The organism is Bosea sp. BIWAKO-01 (genome assembly GCF_001748145.1).
Taxonomy (GTDB): Bacteria; Pseudomonadota; Alphaproteobacteria; order Rhizobiales; family Beijerinckiaceae; genus Allobosea.
Genome location: NZ_BCQA01000001.1, coordinates 6557510 through 6575960, shown reverse-complemented (window position 1 = coordinate 6575960; position 18451 = coordinate 6557510). Strand labels below are relative to the sequence as shown.

The following is an 18451-nucleotide window of genomic DNA, read 5'->3' as shown; positions in this document are numbered from 1 at the left end:
GCTCGCACCGGCAGGGCTCTTGGCTTGTCAGTTGATCGACTTGATGCTGCCGAAGATATCGTCGAGCGCCTTGGCGTGCGTCGCGCGCTCTTCGTCATTGCCCCAGACGGTGATCATGATCATCCGGCCGCTGCCGGCCGGCATCAGGATGAAATCGACTGTCGTCGGGCCGTTCGCGTCAGTGGTGCGGAACTGGAAAACAGTCGCGGAAATACCGTTGATCGGGACTTCGGCCTGGATCGGCTTCACCTGCTTGATCTTGTTTTCCTTCATCCAGGATTCGTTCGTGGCCATCATCTTGTCGATCTCGCGGGCATGTGCGAACTCGACCGAGAAGAAGATCGCCTCGTCCTGCGGGCGCGCGGAGTAGCCGAACTCGATCTCCTGCGTCTTCCAGTTGTTCGGAACGGTCAGCGTGATGGCGGGGTTCTTGTCGGGAACCGCGAAATTCTTGGCGGCGGCAGGCACGACACACAGAAGCGCGGCGGCGAAAGCCGCAAGGAAAAGACGGGCGATAGGCATTGGAGCGTTCTCAAGGGCCAGGTGACACATGTGACCTGCAACCCGCCCACTTCCTCTGCGCCGCCAATGGCACTGACGCAATGCCGATTGACCGGCCGTGTCGCGTAAACCTTAACCGGCCCGGCATTCGTCCGGGGATCCCCCGGCTGAAGGTGAGATCACTGCAAGGTTTCCCCGGCTCCGACGAGCGTCCAAATGTCCAGGCAGGTCTACATCCGGGCAGGTATTCAGCTTTGATGGTGCAAGGCCGTCCGCAGCATGTCGTAGGTGGGGGCCAGGTCACGAAGGGCCGTTGCCGCAACGGCGTCCTTGCCGACAACCAGCGGATATTGCATCGCGCCGATCAGGCGCGCTTGCCTGTCGGCAATCTGCGCGGCCTCGGCATAGCCCGCGCGCGCCAGGCAGGTTGCGGCATCAGTGGCGCGGCGGGCGCCGACCCTGACCGCGAAATGGATCATATGGCCGCGCAATTCCTCGTCGCATCCGGCCTCGATGCGTGCCGCCAAGGCTTCGGCTGCTGCGCCATTGCCGAGGCTTCCCGCCGGCATGCCGAGATCGCCTTCCATCGACAGCCAGCGGATCGCCGCCGGGACGGACGCGCGGATCGTCTCCACTTCGCTCACGTCCGCGACGCGTCGGAATGCGGTCCGCATGGTGTAGGGCGTGCCGTAGATCAGCGTGCTGGCACTCCAGGCGGCCATGAAATCGGCGATCGGCAGGCTGGCATAGGGATAGCCCTGCGGATCATGCATCACCACGCGCTCGTCATTCGCTTCGAGAACGACGACATAGTGGTCGGCCTCGATCGGTCCACGCATGCCCGGCTGGTGCCGCAGATGTCCCATCTCGACCGGGCCGATCCAGACCGGTCCTCCAGCCAGCGCCGCCTTGAGGCGGGCGAGGGCCTCTTCGGCGTCGCCGCCCTGCGTGACCGTCGATGTCCAGCCGAGCGACGAAAGCGCGTCCTCAAAGCCCTTCTCCGGGTCCCAGCCATAGGGATCGAAGAATGGCAGCGTGCCGCCGATCAACTGCATGCCGAACGGACTGCCGATGGCGATCTCGATCACCGCGGTAGAGGGAGCACTGGCGCCGAACATCATCGCGAAGGAATTGGCGTAGCAATAGGGGCCGGAGCCCGTGTAGGAAAAATGCGTCATGGCCGGTTGCCTTACAGGGTGATCGGATAGGCGACGTCGAAACGCGCGCCGCCGGTTCCGGGATAGGTCTCGCAGGGGCTGTCGCTGCAGCTCAGGTCGCTGCGGGCGTCGAGCCACGCCTCGATGGCGTCGTAGACGCGCAGGACGAGCGGGAAATCTTCATAAGCCCTGGGCACCGGCAGATAGGCCTCGCGTCGCGCCGGCTGCAGCCATAGGCGCAGGTCGCCGACTGGTTCCAGGCTGCCCTCATAGGCGATGGCGACCTCGACCAGGCCGTCGCTGTCGCGGCTGACGAGGCTGTGGCAATGCACCCTCATCGGCCCGTCGCCCGGCAGGCCCGAGCCCCGCAGATGGGCGCGGATATCGGCCTCGGCACGGGCGATGAAATCGTCGAGGGCCTCGACGCCGACATGGCGCTGACGCGACACGACCTTGCTGGCCCCGATCTCGCGCAAGCTGATCGCCGTGGCCAAGGCGGGTTCACCACCGTCGGCGTGCCGGGCAAGCGCCCGCACACCCTCGGTCTGCTCGGCCAACAGCGCGTTCTGCGCGCTGAGCCATGTCTGCAGCTCGACGGCGCGCGCCTCGGGTGCAAGCGCGACAAGCTGCCCGACACGCCCCACCGGCAGGCCAAGCCGCCGCAGTCTCGCGATCAGCCGCGCCCGTGGCGCCTGCTCGGGTGCGTAATAGCGGTACCCGGTCTGCGGATCGACATGGGCCGGCACGAGCAGGCCCTGTTCGGCATAGAGCCGCAACGCCTTCGGGGACAGCCGCGTGGCGGCGCCGAAGCGTCCGGCAAGAAGATAGGAATCGCTCATGAGCCTATGTCTAGGGCCAGCCCTTGGGGCGAGGTCAAGCGGCCGAAACAGCCTCCGCCATGGCGGCGCGACCTCGGCCTTCCAGTCTCCGGGCTGGCGATGTCATCGGGCTTCATGGCACGATCCGGGCCTTGCCATTCTGACGTGGAGCGCCTGATGACCAATGCCAGCGCCGGGCATCTCGTTGCCGACGAAGCTCCGACACATCCCGAGGAAATCAGATCCGAGTTCGACCTGCGTGTCGGCAAGCACATCACCCTGCAGGGACGGGCGCGGATCACTCCGGCTGGCTTGATCTGCTCCGGGCTCGCGGTCGCCATGGTGACGTTTGCTCTGGGCTACCTTGCCCGGTCGCTCCCAGCGCGGCGGCGGTGAGCCTTCAAACCGGGATGGTCTATCGCCTATGCGCCAGCTCATCCGGGCTGTCCTGGTCAAAGCGGCCGGCTGCGAACTCCGACCCGTCGCGGACGCTCGCAGGCCTTGCCCTGATCGACTGGCCTGCCGCATCCGGCGAGCGCCAGGCGCTGGAGGACTTGGTGACGCCCTCGGCCCTGTTGCCTCCCCGTCACTGAGGGGACGTGGCTTCCGCGCCTTGCGGAGCCCGTCCTGCCTGATCGCGAGCCGCAATCGTCAGTCTTCATCTGAACCGGCCAGGACCGAGCTCCCTGAAGGCGTCCGGGTGGCTCAGCGCGTGACCTGCGCAACGACGATCGTCCTTCCGCCCCGCGACCGCACCCTCGCCCCCTAGCAATTTGCCGCCAATGCTCGCAGACTATGTGTTGGGTTGCAGCTGGGATCGAACCATGACTGCCAACAGCGTTCAGGCGACGAGGCCGCCCGCAACCCTGCCGATCGCGGCAACGCTCGGCGCTCTCGGCGTCGTCTATGGCGATATCGGAACAAGTCCGCTCTATGCCTTGCGGGAAGCGGCGAGGGCGGCGACCCGCGGCGGCAGCCTCGGCCAGGATGCGGTGCTCGGCATCGTCTCGCTCATCCTCTGGGCGCTGATCCTGATCATCTCCATGAAATACGCGCTGCTGATCCTGCGTGCCGATAATCGCGGCGAGGGCGGCATCGTCGCCATGCTGGCCCTGCTCTCGGCCCGCAACGCCGAGCCCGGGAGCTGGCGCGCCTATCTCCTGATCGTCGGCCTGATCGGCGCGGCGCTGCTCTACGGCGACGGCGCCATCACCCCGGCGATCTCGGTGCTGAGCGCCGTCGAAGGCCTGAAGCTCGACGCCCCGGCGCTGCAGCATGTCGTGGTGCCATTGACCGTGGTCATCCTGATCGGCCTGTTCTCCGTGCAGAAGAAGGGCACCGGCTTCATCGGCGCGATCTTCGGGCCTGTCATGCTCGCCTGGTTCATCATCATCGCGCTGCTTGGCGTCCACGGCATCGCCCAGGCGCCCGGCGTGCTTGTGGCGCTGAGCCCGCTCTACGCGGTCACTTTCCTGATCCACCAGGACTTCCATGTCAGCTTCGCCATTATCGGCGCGGCATTCCTGGCCGTCACCGGCGGCGAAGCCATGTATGCCGACATGGGGCATTTCGGCCGCCTGCCGATCAGGCTAGCCTGGTTCGGCATTGCCCTGCCGGCGCTTGTGCTGAATTATTTTGGCCAGGCCGGGCTCCTGATCACCAACGCTGCCGCGCTGGATAATCCATTCTACCAGCTGGCTCCGGACTGGGCGCATTACCCGCTGGTCGCCCTTGCCACAGTGGCGACGGTGATCGCCTCGCAAGCCATCATTTCCGGGGTATTCTCCCTGACGCAGCAGGCGATCCAGCTCGGCTTCCTGCCCCGCATGCATATCGAGCACACGGCAAGCCACGAGATCGGCCAGATCTATGTGCCGCTGGTCAATTGGCTGCTGGCGGCAGCGACGCTTGGCGCGGTGATCGGCTTCGGCTCGTCCGACGCGCTGGCAGGCGCCTATGGCATCGCCGTCTCCCTGCTGATGGCGATCACCACCCTGCTTGCCGCGCTCGTTGCGCTGCACTGGGGCTACCCGCCGCTGATCGTGATTGCGGTCAACGGCTTCTTCCTCGTCATCGACTGCATCTTCTTCGCCGCGAACACAACCAAGCTGTTCGAAGGCGGCTGGTTCCCACTCCTGCTTGCGGCCGCGGCCGCCTTCGTGATGCTGACCTGGCGCAGCGGCGTCAAACTGGTCGAGCGCGCCCGCCGCAATCTGCGCCAGCCGGAGGAGGAACTGATCGAGAGCGCGGTCGCGACCTGCTGCTCGCGACTGCCCGGGACCGCCGTCTTCATGGCCTCGGCTCCCCATGGCGTGCCGCTCGCGCTGACGCAGTTCGTCCGCCACAACCGCGTCCTGCATGAGCGCATCCTGCTGGTCACGGTCGTCATCGCAGAGGTTCCCCGCGTCGAGGAGGACGGCCGGGTCGAGGTCATCGAGCTCCATGAAAGCATCACCCGGATCATCCTGCATTTCGGCTTCATGCAGTATCCGAGCATCGCCGACGGACTTCGGATGGCCTGCGAACAGGGCAGGCTGCCCGAAGTGGACCCCGCCCTGATCACCTATTTCATCAGCCGCGAGACAATCATCCCGACCAAGCAGATCGCCGGCATGGCGGTCTGGCGGGAAACGCTGTTCGCCTTCCTGCAGCGCAATGCCGAGCGCTCGGCTGCGTTTTTCGGCGTGCCGACCAAGCAGGTGGTCGAGCTCGGAACCGAGATCGAGATCTGACGGCGTCGAGACGAGGCGCCAACCGCCGGCGCCGCCGCGGTTCACCTCCCGGCCTAATGGTCCTTGACAAGGAACATCAAGGGGCCGGCGATGGATCCAGGAGCAGGGTTCCACCCGCCCATCTCGACATCATCAACCCGGACCCGTCGGCCTCCATGAGAAGTCGATCGGCCGGGTCGCGACCAGCGAGGGGGCAGGCGATCCCGGCTCTCTGCACCACAAAGTTGCATAGAAGTCGCAGCCTTGCAGATTTCGATGTCCGGGCGCGGCAGTGGGCTCCCCTTGCTGCCGATCTTTTGGTATCGCTGCGAGTGAAGAGCTTTGGCACACCGAGGTCACTTTGCCTAAGTAAACACCGGTCTCAATCCAGTTTCACCTGTATGTCGGATAGCAACGTGCTGTCCGCGTATGATCACGTTCATCGGGTGGTGGCAAGAGACCGGTCTGGCATTGTTATTTTGTGCCACGAGCAGCTTCGCTGTCTCCGCTCTTCAGCCGCCCGAAACATCGCCACACCGTACCCGCAAGGGTTTTCTCGCGCACCCTCTTGGTGGACTTCCGAACGGAAGACCAAGACGTCATGTGCAATATACTTCGGGTTCGCTGGACCATCATTCCCCAGACAGCTCCCCAGCCCTGGATTGCCTGCCGCGGATGCGGGGGCCTGAGAGCCTTTCAATCCAGCGGCAAGATCCGGCTCAACGCCAACGGCCGCAAGCTTGATGCGTGGCTGATCTACAAGTGCCTGGCTTGCGAAAAGACATGGAACCGGCCGATCTTCGAGCGGCAGAATATCCGCGACATCGACCCTGTCGTGCTGGAAGCGCTGCACTCCAACGATCCGCACTGGATCCGGACGGAGACCTTCAACCTCGAAGCATTGAGACGCAAGTCGCAGCGTGTCGATGAATTCTCCGAGTTTGATATCCAGAAGGAGGTCCTGCACGACACTCTCGATTGGACGAAACTGGAAATCGACCTGAAGGTCGCGCTTCCCATCAGCACGCGCCTTGACCGGCTGCTGGCGTCCGAGCTGCGGGTTTCGCGTGCGCGGCTTCAAACGCTTCACGAGGATGGCGCACTTCGGACCAATCCGGAGCGCGCCGACATTCTGAAGCGGCGTATCAGAACGGGTACGCGGGTTACGATCGATCTCTCCACCGAGGCTGACCGGGAGCACGCATGGAAACCCTTGGCGCAGGGTGGTCCGCTGTAACGGCACCAGGAAGGCCCGAGATCTCGGGCCTTCCTGAATTCACTCGGAGCAGGCCTCTGCCGGAGCCCTCAGGGCTGCGTCCGCGCCTCGCTGGCTGCCCGGATGGCATGCCAGATCCGGGCCGGGGTCGCCGGCATGTCGATATGGCTGACGCCGAGCGGGCGCAGTGCATCGAGGATCGCGTGGATCACCGTCTGCGGCGCCCCGATGCAGCCGGCCTGCCCGGCGCCCTTGACGCCGAGCGGGTTGGCCGTCGTCGGCAGCTCGACCAGCGAGAGCTCGAAACAGGGCAGGTCGGCTGCGCGTGGCAATGCGTAGTCCATGAAGGTCGCGCTCAGGAGCTGGCCGCCTTCCGGATCGTAGCGGATCTCCTCCATCAGCGCCTGGCCGATGCCCTGCGCCAGGCCGCCATGGACCTGAGCCTCCGTCAGGAGCGGGTTGATCAGGATGCCATAGTCGTCGACGGCGACATAGCGCAGCAGCGTCACCGCGCCGGTCTCGGGATCGATCTCGACCTCGGCCGTCTGCGCGCCGTTCGGGAAGGTGAGGGGGGCGTCGCGATGGGCGCCATGGCCTGAGAGCGGCCGGCCGGTCGTCTCCCCGATATGGCGCGCAACCGCCGCGAGAGCGACCTCGCCGGCGCCGGGCGCCCGGAACCAGCCATCCCTGAAGATCACGGCTTCCGTGGGCGCCTGGAGCAATTCGGCGGCGGCCGGTCTTGCGGCGCGGATCAAGGCTCGCGCCGCCAGGACGAGGGCACCACCGCCCATATGCAGCGAGCGGGCGCCGCCATGGCCGCCGCCGGTGGGGACGCGCGCCGTGTCGCCCTGCACGAGATGGAAATGCTCGGCCGACAGGCCGAGCTGCTGCGACAGGACCTGCGCGAAGCTCGTCTCGTGCCCCTGGCCGTTCGACTGGGTGCCGACCGCCATCTCGACCCGGCCGTCTGCACGGAATGAGAGCCAGGCATCTTCATTTGGGCCGCCGCGCGCGGTTTCCAGGAAGCAGCCGATGCCGAAGCCGCGCGGCATTCCGCGCCGGCGCGATGCGGCGCGGCGACGGCGAAAGCCGGCGCGGTCGGCCGCCGCCAGCACGCGCTCGAGATTCCCCGTGAAGGCGCCGCAGTCGAGGGCCGCGCCAAAGGGTTTTCGGTAGGGGAAGCTGCGGATGAAGTTGCGTTTGCGCAGCACGGCCGGATCGATCCGCAGCAGATGCGCCGCCTCATCGGCAAGCCGTTCGATCAGGTAATTCGCCTCCGGCTTGCCGGCGCCGCGATAGGCGTCGACCGGCGCGGTGTTGGTGAAGACGCAGCGGACATCCATGCTCATGGCCGGAATGTCGTAGAGCCCGCCCATGGCGGGCGTCGGCGCGGTCGTCGAACTTCCGGGCCCGAGCGAGGAGACATAGGCGCCGAGATTGGCGATGGTTTCCACGGCCAGCGCCAGGAAACGCCCGTGCGCATCGAGGGCGAGGCGGCCCGTCGTCAGGTTGTCGCGGGCATGGGCGCCGCCGGCGAAATCCTCGATCCGCTCGGCAAGCCAGCGCACCTGCCGGCCCAGGCGCTCTGCCGCGATCAGCACGAGCGCATATTCGGGGTAGGTGACATTCTTCATGCCAAAGCCGCCGCCGACATCGGGGCAGGTGACATCGATCTGCTCGGGCCCGACCCTGAGAACGAGGCCAAGTTCGCGACGGATGTCGTGAACGGAGGCGCCGCTGAGCGAGAGCCGGTAGCGGCCGCTCTGCGCGTCGAAGCGCCCGAGCGCCACCCGCGGCTCCAGGGCGGCAGCCGTGATCCGGTTGTTCACGAGCCGGCAAGTCACGACATGCGCGGCGCGGCGGAAGGCGCTCGCGACGGCACCGTCATCGCCGAGACGGTAGCGCAGCGCGAGATTGCCCGGGGCCTCCGGCCAGATCACGGGAGCGCCCGGCTCGGCTGTCGCGGCAAGCTCGGTGACCGCAGGCAGGATCTCGTAATCGACGGCGATCAGCTCGCAGGCCTGGCGCGCCGCATCCACGCTTTCGGCCACGACGAAGGCGACGGGGTCCCCGACATGGCGGACGCGCCCGCGCGCCAGGGGGAAACGCGGCGGCACGATCAGCGGCGGCTCGGCCTTCAGCGCGAGCGAGCACGGCAGCGGACCGAGATCGTCGATCTCCGCAGCGGTATAGATGGCGCAGACACCCGGCAGGCTTTTCGCTGCTGCCACGTCGACCGCAAGAATTTCGGCATGGGCATGGGGTGAACGCAGCACCACGGCGTGCAAGGCCCCGGGCACCTGCTCATCGTCCTGGTACTGTCCCCGACCCGTGAGAAAGCGCTCATCCTCGAAACGACGCAGCGATCGTGGATCTGTTGCCGCTTGCGAAACCAGGCTGATCGTCGCCACGCCGATATCGTTCATAGGCCGGTATCATTCATGTCGTGTCGCCACCCCCCCAGCCGTCGCGTCCTGCCGCAGGGCAGCGATGGGCGCGAAGGATGCGAGCATGGCATTCGGGATCGGCTTTTGAAACAGAACAGCGCCGACGCACGAAGCGCCGGCCGCATCTCGGCCCAGGCCATGGACCTGCCTGGTCTCGCGGCAATCGCCGCAGCGCCGCGCGAAGGCGGGCGCTTCCGGGAGTGCGCCGGTGCCTAGGAACGCTGGTTGGCGGCCCGCTGCCGCGCCACTTCGCGGATGAACGGCATGAAGGCGGGCGGAATCTCGACTGGCGCCAGGGCCTCCTGACGGATGTCGAACTCGGCGATGGCCTCGGTCAGCATCTCGAATTCATGGTCTTCGTCGGAGTCCATCGCGCTTTGGAGCAGCGCGGCCGCCCTCAGGACGGCGGCCCTGCGGTCTTCCAAGGAGCCAATCGTCAGGGTGTCGGCGTTCGGCATAGCCACCTCCCGTTCAAGATCCTCGCTCCCTAGGCTAGCGGCCAGAAGAGGGCTTGACGAGTCAAACGAATCAGTTTTCGCGGGGCCGCGAGGATTCCGGAGAGAGGGAGTTCCGCAACCTCCCCATCGGAGTTAGGAGCGAACTCTGTTTCAGCGTCCACGTGTGGACCTGACCGGCCCGGCTGCGGGAAGACCGAAATCGCCCCTTGCGACCTGATGCCGTACGCTTCCCCGTCCGTCTCGGGCCAGCGCCATGCACAGTGTCCGGTATTGGGATTGTGATGATCGGGGGCAGCGGGAACGGTCCCCTACTTGCGAGATGACCGCATTCCCGGCCGTTTCTTGACCTCAGGATCGGCCAAAAGGCGTGCGTATTCATCGCTTTCCAGCGGCACGAGCGCCACCCGCGCCTCGGCAGCATGATGCAGACCGAAACCGTATTGCTTCACCAGTGGCGAGGCGCGCAAACAGGCTTGCGGCTTGTCGAATAGCCGCGCCGCAGCATCCGCTCCTTTGCGCGCTTGCTCGACCGCCCGCAGAAGTTCGTCTGAAGTCAGTTCATAGGGCCGCGCTGACAGCATCTCGTATTGCATCCCAGCGACTGTGCCTGGCTTTGCCGGAGGCGCACTCAGCAGGGCCGCACAATCCGCCGCCACGGTGATCAGCGTCGTGCGGTAGTTGGTGGAATGGCTCATCGAAGCTCTCTGGGCAGGCGAAACGTCCGCGCAGACTGTTGTCGCGGAATGGCCCGCGGAGGCAAGCGACAGCGCGACAACCCCAACATTCATGCCATGGCCTCCTTCTGGATGAGAGCGCGCTTGCGCTCGAGACCCCAGCGATAGCCTGCCAGATCGCCATTGCTCCGGACGACGCGGTGACAGGGAATGGCCAGCGCGATCGGATTGGCGGCGCAGGCACTTGCGACGGCCGGTGGCGCGACGCCTGCATGATGGACGATGAGGCCGCGGGGCGCGTGATGCGCCGGCTGGAACCTGCCGGATGCAGGCAGGTTCTCGAACCTCGCGTCGGTGAGTGCGCCGGATCAGGCGAGCCTGAGAATCGTGGTCTCGGCCAGAAGATAGGTTTCCCCCGTGGTGAAGCGGACCTCGACCTCCCCGGTTTCGAGCTGCTCCCAGACTGCGAAACCGCCGGCCACCATTTGGCCGATATGGCTCATGACAAGCGCCTTGTCCGGGTTGTCCTTTGCAAGCGCGACGAGCGCGCCAATCGCGTCCTCCGTCCCGGGGAGTCTGCACCGGCTCGTCCTGGCGTTGAAGCCGCCGCTCGAAAACATGGCGAAAACGTCCCCGCATCGGTCGCCGGGCGCGGCAGGCTGCAGCACCTGACTGCTTGCTACACGTCGCCCCGTCGAATGATCATCCAGTGGCTCACAAGGCTATCCTGATCGCGCTACAGCGCGCCGCGAAAGGTCAGATTGAGACGCATGCGCCCGACGGTTCCGTGGACGCCATCCCTGAGTTCGGGGACGCCGTGATAGAACAGGCGCGATGGTCCGCCCCAGACGGCGACATCGCCGTGCCGAAGCGCATATCTCCTCACCGGGTCGGTCCGCTCCAGGCCACCGAACTGGAATGTCGCGGGCAAGCCGAGCGAGACCGAAACGATCGGGTTGGCGAAATCTCGCTCGTTCCTGTCCTGATGCAGTGAAAGCCGGGCGCCTGGTTCGTAGCGATTGATCAGGCAGGCATCAGGCCGGAAATCAGGATAGCCGGCGCGAGCGGCGGTCGTGACCGCGAGCGCGAAGAAGCAATCCGGCATGACTGGCCACGGGCGCCCACTCCTGGGGTCATTCCGATCATAGCGATAGCCGGTCCGATCCGTGACCCATCCGGCCGTCCCGCAATTTGTCATGGCCACGGACATGACGAAGCCCCCCGGCGTGACCATGTGCCGGAAGGGGGCCTGTTCGGTGATCTCGGTAAGGGCGCTGAGCAAGTCCGCCTCGAAGGGCAGCGCTGCTCCACGCAACAATACCGCGCCATCGGCCATGATTTCGGTCGATGGCTCCGGCGTCCCGAGCATTTCAAACAGATCGAGCATGGCGTGCCTATTTCAGCGTGTTTCCTCGCGCGCGGGGCATTCGCCACAGATACCAGGAGGCGACCGTGCGATGGGGGCCCCAGGCCTTCGAGATCTCGCGCAACGCCCTGGGTTTGGGTTGCTCGTCGAGCGATTTCAGCGCGCGGTAGCCTTCGCGAATCCCGAAATCATCGGCCGGCAGAATGTCCATCCGCTCCAGCGAGTACATCAGCAGCATTTCGACCGTCCAACGGCCGACGCCCTTGATGGCAATCATCCCGGCAATGAGATCCTCATCATCCATCGCAACGGCGCGCTCGCGCGCTGGGATCACACCCGTCGTCGCGCCTTCCGCAATGGCCTTGATGGTTGCGATCTTGCTGGCGGAGAAGCCACAGGCTCGCAATGCAGCGAATTCCGCCGACATGAGATCTTCAGGACGCGGAAAAGCCTGGCCATCGAAAAGCGCCTTGAGGCGGCCGATGATCGCGTCCCCGGCTTTGGCCGTCAGCTGCTGATAGGCGATGGCACGCACCAGCGCTTCATAGGGCTCGCGGGCTGCCTTGGGATCGTGCCGGCATGGGCCCACGAGGGCGATCAGTTTGGCCCAGTCCTCGTCGAGCCTCGTCAGAAAGGCGACCGAGTCATCGTAGCGAGCAAAGAGATTCATCGAAGTCCATTACTGTCAGGGCATTCGGAGGGGTGGCTTACGCCGTCCGGGCAGCTTCGCGATCGAGAAGGGTTCGCTTGCGCTCGATGCCCCAGGCATAGCCTGAGAGCGCGCCGTCATTGCGAACGACACGATGGCAGGGGATCGCGACGGCCAGGGTGTTGGCTGCGCATGCGCCAGCCACGGCGCGCACCGAACTCGGCGATCCGATACGGCGAGCGATCTCAGAATAGGACACCCTTGCTCCCACCGGAATCTCCTGCAGGGCCCTCCAGACGCGACGCTGGAAGGCGGTGCCGCGGACATCGAGCGGAAGATCGAGGCCGAGGCCGGGATTCTCGACGAACCCGACCACGCGAGCGATCAAGGCCTCGTACGCGCGATCCGCACCGATCAGTCTGGCTTTGGGGAACCTGTCCTGGAGATCCCGGAGGAGTTCATCGGGATCGTCGCCGAGCAGGATCGAGGCGACGCCCATCTTGCTCGACGCGACCAGAAGCGCCCCAAGCGATGTCTGCCCGATGGCGAACCTGATCTCCTCATTGGCTCCGCCGGCGCGAAACTGTGACGGGGTCATGCCGAGCATCCCGGTCGACTTCTCGTAGAAGCGGCCGCTTGAATTGAAGCCCGCGTCATAGATCGCCTCGGTCACGCTATGGCCGGCGCAGAGCCCCTCGCGCACTTTCCTGGAGCGATCAGCCGCAGCATAATCCTTCGGAGTGAGACCGGTCGTCGCCTTGAAGATACGGTGGAAATAACCGGGACTGCGCCCGACCGCTTCGGAAAGAGCCTCCAGCGAAGGTTCCTCCTCGCTGTCCTCGATGATCCGGCAAGCCTTGGCGACCAGGGTCGCGTTTTCGGCTTCTGGTGAAAGACCATCGGGGTTGCAGCGCTTGCAGGGGCGAAAACCCGTCGCCCGCGCGTTCTCCAGCGTGTCGTGAAGCGTGACGTTATTCGGGTTGGCCGTCCGCGATGGGCAAGACGGGCGGCAATACACCCCTGTCGTCGAGACGCTGTACCAGAGCTGCCCGTCCGCGGTCTTGTCGCGGGCGACGATGCGCGCCCAACGCGGATCGTCGGTGACCGAGCGGGGCAGGGCGCGATGCCTGGGCGTGAGCTTTGCTAATAGGGTCATTGTCGTCATCTCGGAACATCCTGGCCCGACCGTGCTCCTGATCGACCTTCGCGACACTCCGATCCTTGCTCTCAAATCGGGTGTCTCCCACCCGATTCCTGCGATGGCTGCGCCGCGGCCGATCCGGGACCCAAGAAGAAACCCGAGCGTCCAAGGACAAGGCAAGGAGGCCCGCACGGTCATGTGCAGGCCTCCCGGTGGGTGTTGCGGATGACCTGCCGTGCCGCTCGCAGGCACGGCATGATCGCGATCAGGCCGTCTTGATGAGGCCGAGCTGCATCATCGCGGTGAGACCATCGTCCAGGCCGACCTCCTCGACGATCCTGCCGTCGATGACCTTCAGCACCGTGGTGCCGGTGAAGCGCATCGTGCGGCCGGTAGCGGCGGGCAGCCCGCCGAGCAGGAAATCGCTGAATGCAGGGCCGGTGTGCGTGCCGCCCCCTTCCCACTGGCCGACGACATAATCGCCTTCCGCGATCAGGTCCGCAGTGCCCCAGAAGTTGAGGTCCGGAAACGCGGCCCGGAAGTCGGTCATGAACGCCTTGATGTCGGCGCGGCCGCGGCGGGGTTCGTGCAGCGAATACTTCAGAAGCATATCGGGCGCAGCGATCTGATCGATAACCGCGAGATTGACGTCTTTGCCCCAGAATTCGGTGAACCAGCGGCCGACGACGGCCTTGTTGTCATCTTCTTTGCTCATTGGAAAACATCCTTGCATCAGCTTTCTGGCGGTCAGCGATGTCGCTCGTCGACCTGAGCAAAGGGATACGGGGGGCGAGACCGGGCAAAACTCCGATTCATGACGTCGAATCCAAACAACGGAATGAGGGGACTCCAAAGCCTTGCCTGCCGAGGGCATTGCGCGATCACGTCACGACCCCGTCGGGCGCCGGGCAGGCAACCTGACTCAGGGCGCGCAAAATGCCCGGCCTGGAGCCGGCCAGCCTCATCTCGCGTTCGCGTTGCAGGACTGCGCGCTTGTGCCGTTGCCTTTGCCATTCCGGGAATTTGGCGCTCCAGAGAGCTCGCGCGCCTTCCGCTCTTCCGAAGCAGGCGTGACGCTTCAATCCGTGTCAGCGATGCACGGTTTCGCCCGCGACCTTGCGCAGAGCCGCTCCGATCTGACCGCCGCAATAGGTTTCGTCGCCATAGTCCCTGCGGGCCTTTTCGGCCAATGCGGCCAAGGGGGGCAGGGCGGAGACGCGGCGCGCGAGCCCGCTCGTGAGCGGCGCGGTCTCCTCGAAGATCGATGCGATGACGGGGAAGCGATCGGCCAGCGTCGTCCACAAGGTTGCGGTCACGACATCGGCGATCCCCGGTGCCTTGCCGCCGAGGAGAAAACCAGCCTCTGCCGTCAGCCCGTGCCGACGCCCGGTCTCCTCCCAGAATGACATCCATTTCTCCAGCCGCGGCACGAATTCGCGCCAGCGCTCCTGCGTCCACATCGACTGGCCGCCCTGCAACGTGATTTCGTCGATGACGTCATTGGCGTCGTTGACGATCTTCAGGGTCAAAGCCCGCAAGGACGGGGTGTCCGGCATGAGGCCGAGCGTCTCGCCGAGATAGAGAATGATGGCGGGCATCTGCGCGAGGGCGAAGCCGTTCGCGGTGTCGATCAGCAGCGGCGGCCCCATGAACGGGACCGGCATCTGCTCGACCGGTTCGTCCATGAGCCTTGCGATCTCGCCGTCGCCGGCTTCGCGCCAGGTCTTGCCGGCCCATGCCAGCACCGCCCGCACGAACTGCCCGCGGAACGGGACCGACCAGTAATAGAGCGTGTAATCCTGCATCGGGCCGGCCTCCTTCGCTGTGCCTGTCGCATGGCGGACAACGCGCGGGATGCGGCCTCGGTTCGGCCGTGCGGGGGAGCGCTCCGGTATCGCAAGCGATCGCGACGCCGGCACAGCCGGTGATCTGCGCATGGTCCTGGCGTTGTCCCGCCTGTACCCGATTCACCTAAGGGGCAGGATGCCGCCTTTCCTGGGCGCAGGCGCTTTGCCGGTTCGCCCATCCGCTCATTTCGGCACGCCATTGATGACGAAGAGGGCGCGGATGAACTGATCCGGCGGGAAGCTTCCGAAGCTGCGGGCATAGATCTGCTTCACGCGATCGGTGCGGTAGAGTTCCGCCAGCGTGGCATCGACAAGCAGGCGCAGCTTTTCATCGCCGCGCGGCAGGGCCAGGGCATAGGTCTCGAAGGTGAAATACTGGTCGGAGAGCTTCATGCCGGAGCGGTTCTCGCTGTTGAGCAGGTGATAGCTCAGGATACCGCGGTCAGCGAAATAGGCGTCGATCTTTCCCGCCGCCAGGCTGCGGACCCCGTCGGGATGAGCCACCATCGGAACGATCTCGGCCTCGATCCCGAGTTGCGTCAAGGTCGCCCTCAGGACCTCCTCGGTCGTCGTGCCCCGGAGCACGCCGACCTTCTTGCCGCGCAGGTCCTCGAGCCGCGTCAGTTCATTCGTCCGGTGCAGGACGCCGGCGCCATCGATGAAGGTCGGGAGCGAGAAATCGACCATGGCGCGGCGCGACATGGTCATCGATGTCGGATCGCAGAGAATATCGATCTTCCCGTCACGCAACGCTTCCAGCCGAGCCGTGGACGAGACCTCGACATAGTCGATCTTGAGCGCAGGCAGACCCTGCGCCTTCTTCACGCCGGCGGCGACTTCGCGGCAGAGATCGACGATATAGCCGGAGGGTTCGCCGCTGGTCGTACGATAGGAATACGGGGGCGCATCGACGCGGAAGCCGAGCCGCAATGTCCCGGTCTCGCGGGCTCGTGCCAGGGTGTCCGCCGCCAGGCTTGCCGTCGATGTCGCTACGCAGAGAAATGCGATCAGAAAAGCTTGCATAGTCGCGTTCCGCCCTTTGGTCATGGCGCACACTAAGCTGGCCGGATGGATCGAAGAACGTCGTTTCCGGCGGCCGAGGCTTGCGATGCGTGCGTATCGCTCCTCGTATTATTGCCGGGTCTTCTTGCCGATGAGTGCTCCATCGAGGATGCGCCGCGCCTCATGACAATCCAGCAGAACGACCTCGCCGGCATCACCATGTTATGCAGCTTGTCACGCAGCGGCAAGAATGCCTGTTCTCGATCCCCGGGGGGATCGCAAGAGCCGGGTCGGGACCGTGACGCGATCCGAGAGATGATCGCCCCGGCGGCGCAGTCAGACTGGATGCGATCGCGCCTTGTTGCGGGGAAGATCCGCGCACAGAACGGCGCCGGCAACCAGCGATGCGGCGGCGATGCTCAGGGAGATGTCGAACGCCTGCGTCCTGGCATAGATCGCATTGGCCATGAGCGGGCCGACAATCTGCCCGATGCCGAAGGCGGCGGTCATCAGCGCCAGCATATTGAAACGGACCACTGCGGCCACCTTGCGCGCGGCCGGCATGGCGATCGTCGCCGTGCCCATGAAGGTCCCGCCGACGAGCAATGCGCTCAGCAGGTAGGCTGCGGGCGTGTGCAGCACAGGCAGCGCGACGCCGATCGCTTGAACCACCAGATTGCTGGCCAGGCTGCGACGCGTGCCGAAGCGCTCGTGCATGGCATGCCAGAAGAAGCAGGACGGCACGGCGCCAAGCCCGAAGACCGCCCAGATATGCACGGGATCGGTGGCGGTGAGGACCTGTCCGACCAGAAGGGGGAGATAGGTCGCGGTGATGATGTAGCCGAACCCGGCCAGCCCATAGATCACGATCAGCCTCAGGGGCGCGAGCAGCTGCGCGCCATCGGCTTGCCCGCGCACCGAAAGGGGCTGGGGCGCAGGCGCCGATGCCCGGTCGGCGCGCCGCTGCAGGATCACGGCAGCAGCCGCGAGAGCCCCCGCTGCAACGGCAAGGGTGAGCCAGATTGCCCGGCTGGTCAGCGCGTTGAGATGCGCAAGGGCGATCAGCTCCGCCGACAGCACAATGCCGATGCCGACGCCGGCGAAGAGGGCGGGTGCTCCCTGATGATGCTTGCGATCATGGATCAGCCAATGGGAGGCGGCCACCATGGCAAACGCGCTCGAGATGCCGGCAAGGCCGCGCACGCTGACGATCGCCCATTCCGGCAATGGCAGGGCGAGCGCGCCGAGCAGGGCGACGGTCGAAATGACGGCGAGAGCACAAAGCCTCCGGCTCGGGATGCCGGTCACGACCGCGCTCAGCAAGGCGCCGGCCAGATATCCGGCATAATTGGCTGCGGCCGCATAGGAACCGCCCTGCACGGAGATGGCGTGATCGGAAATCATCAGCGGATAGAGGCCGGTGAAGGCGAACCGGCCAAAGCCCATGCCGATCACGAGCACGAGCGCGGCCGCGATCGTGGCCTCTCGTTCATGGGTTCCCGGCATCGGCCCGAACCTCGATGGCCCCAGCCTCGATGTCGGAGAAACCGGCAAGCAGGTCGCGGAATGCGGTGAAGGCGGGCGTCGAAAATCCCGGCCGGCAGGCAAGATAGGTATCGACCCGCATCAGCGCCTTCTCCTCGACGGCACCTGTGTGACGGAGAAGATCGAGCACGGAGCGGGGCATGATGCTGAAACAGGAGCCCGCGGCCGTGCAGGCGAACATGGCGTGATAGGAGCGGACCTCATGGATCGAGAAACGCCCCTTCACCGTGCCGAAGCCGGTCAGCCATTCCTCGGCGAGCATGCGGTAGGTGCAGCCCGGCGCAAAGGCGGCGAGCGCCTTGGGCTTGAGGTCTGCTGCGTGCCGCACCTCGGGATGCCCCGGCGGAAGCACGAGCACGAGGTCCTCGCGGAAGACCGGCACAGTGTCGAGATCCTGCGGGCCGAGCCACCACTCGCCTGATGGGACAGCGATCAGTGCGGCATCGATGCGATGGGCAAGGAGAGAGTCGATCAGCTGCCTGGTCGGCGCCGTCGACAGGTCGATCGTGACCTCGGGCCAGCGTTGGTTGAAGCGGGCCAGCGGCACGGGCAGTCGGCTTGCGACGGTGCATTCCATCGAGCCGATGCGCAGCACGCCGGCAGGCCCCGCCGGATTGACGACCTGAATGGCTTCATCGGCCAGGTTCAGGATCCGGTCCGCATAGTCGAGATAGGTCCGGCCTGCCGCGGTCAGCGTCATGCCCTTCCGCTCGCGCAGGAACAGCGGCACGCCGACCGCCTCCTCGATCTGCTGGATGCGGGTCGTGACATTCGAAGGCACACGCCCAAGCAGCTCGGCGGCCCGGGTCACGCTCTGCTCCTTGGCGACGGTCCGGAAGACCGCGAGCGCGGCGAAATCCATCAAAATTCTCCATTAAGAAATCAATTGACATCAACATTCTCTTTTTGAGAATTTAAG

Annotated in this window: 20 protein-coding genes; 4 read left to right on the top strand and 16 right to left on the bottom strand. The window is 65.4% G+C overall.

The features are described from left to right. Positions 1-27: 27 nt before the first annotated feature. From BIWAKO_RS30515 to BIWAKO_RS30505, 3 genes are all read right to left on the bottom strand, one after another. Positions 28-522: a hypothetical protein gene (locus BIWAKO_RS30515; protein WP_069881835.1), complete on the bottom strand. Its 495-nt coding sequence runs from the start codon at positions 520-522 to the stop codon at positions 28-30. Positions 523-749: 227 nt separating this feature from the next. Then, the gene (locus BIWAKO_RS30510; RefSeq protein WP_069881834.1) at positions 750-1679 is read right to left on the bottom strand and encodes a hypothetical protein; all 930 of its coding nucleotides are present in this window, start codon (positions 1677-1679) and stop codon (positions 750-752) included. 11 nt (positions 1680-1690) lie between these two features. Then, the gene (locus BIWAKO_RS30505) at positions 1691-2497 is read right to left on the bottom strand and encodes a MerR family transcriptional regulator (RefSeq protein WP_069881833.1); all 807 of its coding nucleotides are present in this window, start codon (positions 2495-2497) and stop codon (positions 1691-1693) included. Positions 2498-2653: 156 nt separating this feature from the next. Here BIWAKO_RS30505 and BIWAKO_RS30500 point away from each other — a divergent pair, with 156 nt between their 5' ends. The 3 genes from BIWAKO_RS30500 to BIWAKO_RS30490 all read left to right on the top strand — a co-directional run bounded on the left by BIWAKO_RS30500 (position 2654) and on the right by BIWAKO_RS30490 (position 6424). Beyond that, positions 2654-2872 (top strand): hypothetical protein, encoded by a 219-nt coding sequence (locus BIWAKO_RS30500; protein ID WP_069882943.1) that lies wholly within the window; start codon positions 2654-2656, stop codon positions 2870-2872. A 428-nt stretch (positions 2873-3300) separates the two neighbouring features. Beyond that, complete coding sequence (locus BIWAKO_RS30495; protein WP_069881832.1) at positions 3301-5208, top strand: potassium transporter Kup; 1908 nt, start codon at positions 3301-3303, stop codon at positions 5206-5208. A 580-nt stretch (positions 5209-5788) separates the two neighbouring features. Next, the gene (locus tag BIWAKO_RS30490) at positions 5789-6424 is read left to right on the top strand and encodes a DUF1062 domain-containing protein (protein ID WP_069881831.1); all 636 of its coding nucleotides are present in this window, start codon (positions 5789-5791) and stop codon (positions 6422-6424) included. Between the two features lie 68 nt (positions 6425-6492). On the opposite strand, the gene BIWAKO_RS30485 is transcribed toward BIWAKO_RS30490, so the two are convergent. Continuing rightward, complete coding sequence (locus BIWAKO_RS30485; RefSeq protein ID WP_084652042.1) at positions 6493-8829, bottom strand: xanthine dehydrogenase family protein molybdopterin-binding subunit; 2337 nt, start codon at positions 8827-8829, stop codon at positions 6493-6495. A 105-nt stretch (positions 8830-8934) separates the two neighbouring features. Between BIWAKO_RS30485 and BIWAKO_RS37200 the strand changes: the two genes are divergently transcribed. Further along, positions 8935-9066, top strand: coding sequence for a hypothetical protein (locus tag BIWAKO_RS37200; RefSeq protein ID WP_274533602.1), 132 nt, complete (start codon positions 8935-8937; stop codon positions 9064-9066). Here BIWAKO_RS37200 and BIWAKO_RS30480 read toward each other — a convergent pair. From BIWAKO_RS30480 to BIWAKO_RS30430, 12 genes are all read right to left on the bottom strand, one after another. Beyond that, entirely contained in the window at positions 9063-9308 is a 246-nt protein-coding gene (locus BIWAKO_RS30480) for a hypothetical protein (RefSeq protein ID WP_069881830.1), read from the bottom strand. The genes BIWAKO_RS37200 and BIWAKO_RS30480 overlap by 4 nt on opposite strands. A 308-nt stretch (positions 9309-9616) precedes the next feature. Further along, on the bottom strand, positions 9617-10003 hold the full coding sequence (locus tag BIWAKO_RS30475; RefSeq protein ID WP_069882941.1) for a DUF6157 family protein: 387 nt from the start codon (positions 10001-10003) through the stop codon (positions 9617-9619). Positions 10004-10092: 89 nt separating this feature from the next. Continuing rightward, the gene (locus BIWAKO_RS35670) at positions 10093-10194 is read right to left on the bottom strand and encodes an MGMT family protein (protein WP_274533621.1); all 102 of its coding nucleotides are present in this window, start codon (positions 10192-10194) and stop codon (positions 10093-10095) included. Positions 10195-10350: 156 nt separating this feature from the next. Beyond that, positions 10351-10602 (bottom strand): hypothetical protein, encoded by a 252-nt coding sequence (locus BIWAKO_RS30470; RefSeq protein WP_084652040.1) that lies wholly within the window; start codon positions 10600-10602, stop codon positions 10351-10353. A 116-nt stretch (positions 10603-10718) separates the two neighbouring features. Next, a complete protein-coding gene (alkB, locus tag BIWAKO_RS30465) occupies positions 10719-11369 on the bottom strand; it encodes a DNA oxidative demethylase AlkB (RefSeq protein WP_069881829.1) in 651 nt (216 codons plus the stop codon). A gap of 7 nt (positions 11370-11376) precedes the next feature. Continuing rightward, positions 11377-12018: a DNA-3-methyladenine glycosylase family protein gene (locus tag BIWAKO_RS30460; protein WP_069881828.1), complete on the bottom strand. Its 642-nt coding sequence runs from the start codon at positions 12016-12018 to the stop codon at positions 11377-11379. Positions 12019-12055: 37 nt separating this feature from the next. After that, the gene (ada, locus tag BIWAKO_RS30455) at positions 12056-13162 is read right to left on the bottom strand and encodes a bifunctional DNA-binding transcriptional regulator/O6-methylguanine-DNA methyltransferase Ada (protein ID WP_084652038.1); all 1107 of its coding nucleotides are present in this window, start codon (positions 13160-13162) and stop codon (positions 12056-12058) included. Between the two features lie 241 nt (positions 13163-13403). Further along, the gene (locus tag BIWAKO_RS30450; RefSeq protein WP_069881827.1) at positions 13404-13853 is read right to left on the bottom strand and encodes an ester cyclase; all 450 of its coding nucleotides are present in this window, start codon (positions 13851-13853) and stop codon (positions 13404-13406) included. A 373-nt stretch (positions 13854-14226) separates the two neighbouring features. Next, positions 14227-14943, bottom strand: coding sequence for a glutathione S-transferase (locus BIWAKO_RS30445; RefSeq protein WP_069881826.1), 717 nt, complete (start codon positions 14941-14943; stop codon positions 14227-14229). 225 nt (positions 14944-15168) lie between these two features. Beyond that, a complete protein-coding gene (locus BIWAKO_RS30440; RefSeq protein WP_069881825.1) occupies positions 15169-16008 on the bottom strand; it encodes an amino acid ABC transporter substrate-binding protein in 840 nt (279 codons plus the stop codon). A 315-nt stretch (positions 16009-16323) separates the two neighbouring features. Next, positions 16324-17493, bottom strand: coding sequence for a YbfB/YjiJ family MFS transporter (locus tag BIWAKO_RS30435; RefSeq protein ID WP_069881824.1), 1170 nt, complete (start codon positions 17491-17493; stop codon positions 16324-16326). After that, positions 17477-18394 carry a LysR family transcriptional regulator gene (locus BIWAKO_RS30430; protein WP_069881823.1) on the bottom strand — a complete coding sequence of 306 codons (918 nt, stop codon included), beginning with the start codon at positions 18392-18394 and terminating at the stop codon, positions 17477-17479. Before BIWAKO_RS30430 ends, BIWAKO_RS30435 begins: the two co-directional genes overlap by 17 nt. Positions 18395-18451: the final 57 nt, after the last annotated feature.

Coding starts and splice junctions, on each gene's coding strand:
- BIWAKO_RS30435 (WP_069881824.1), bottom strand. CDS start 17,493: ATGCCGGGAACCCATGAACGAGAGGCCACGATCGCGGCCGCGCTCGTG.
- BIWAKO_RS30515 (WP_069881835.1), bottom strand. CDS start 522: ATGCCTATCGCCCGTCTTTTCCTTGCGGCTTTCGCCGCCGCGCTTCTG.
- BIWAKO_RS30480 (WP_069881830.1), bottom strand. CDS start 9,308: ATGCCGAACGCCGACACCCTGACGATTGGCTCCTTGGAAGACCGCAGG.
- BIWAKO_RS30500 (WP_069882943.1), top strand. CDS start 2,654: ATGACCAATGCCAGCGCCGGGCATCTCGTTGCCGACGAAGCTCCGACA.
- BIWAKO_RS30445 (WP_069881826.1), bottom strand. CDS start 14,943: ATGCAGGATTACACGCTCTATTACTGGTCGGTCCCGTTCCGCGGGCAG.
- BIWAKO_RS30460 (WP_069881828.1), bottom strand. CDS start 12,018: ATGAATCTCTTTGCTCGCTACGATGACTCGGTCGCCTTTCTGACGAGG.
- BIWAKO_RS30440 (WP_069881825.1), bottom strand. CDS start 16,008: ATGCAAGCTTTTCTGATCGCATTTCTCTGCGTAGCGACATCGACGGCA.
- BIWAKO_RS30450 (WP_069881827.1), bottom strand. CDS start 13,853: ATGAGCAAAGAAGATGACAACAAGGCCGTCGTCGGCCGCTGGTTCACC.
- BIWAKO_RS30485 (WP_084652042.1), bottom strand. CDS start 8,829: ATGAACGATATCGGCGTGGCGACGATCAGCCTGGTTTCGCAAGCGGCA.
- BIWAKO_RS30495 (WP_069881832.1), top strand. CDS start 3,301: ATGACTGCCAACAGCGTTCAGGCGACGAGGCCGCCCGCAACCCTGCCG.
- alkB (WP_069881829.1), bottom strand. CDS start 11,369: ATGCTCGATCTGTTTGAAATGCTCGGGACGCCGGAGCCATCGACCGAA.
- BIWAKO_RS30470 (WP_084652040.1), bottom strand. CDS start 10,602: ATGTTTTCGAGCGGCGGCTTCAACGCCAGGACGAGCCGGTGCAGACTC.
- ada (WP_084652038.1), bottom strand. CDS start 13,162: ATGACGACAATGACCCTATTAGCAAAGCTCACGCCCAGGCATCGCGCC.
- BIWAKO_RS30490 (WP_069881831.1), top strand. CDS start 5,789: ATGTGCAATATACTTCGGGTTCGCTGGACCATCATTCCCCAGACAGCT.
- BIWAKO_RS30505 (WP_069881833.1), bottom strand. CDS start 2,497: ATGAGCGATTCCTATCTTCTTGCCGGACGCTTCGGCGCCGCCACGCGG.
- BIWAKO_RS30430 (WP_069881823.1), bottom strand. CDS start 18,394: ATGGATTTCGCCGCGCTCGCGGTCTTCCGGACCGTCGCCAAGGAGCAG.
- BIWAKO_RS30475 (WP_069882941.1), bottom strand. CDS start 10,003: ATGAGCCATTCCACCAACTACCGCACGACGCTGATCACCGTGGCGGCG.
- BIWAKO_RS30510 (WP_069881834.1), bottom strand. CDS start 1,679: ATGACGCATTTTTCCTACACGGGCTCCGGCCCCTATTGCTACGCCAAT.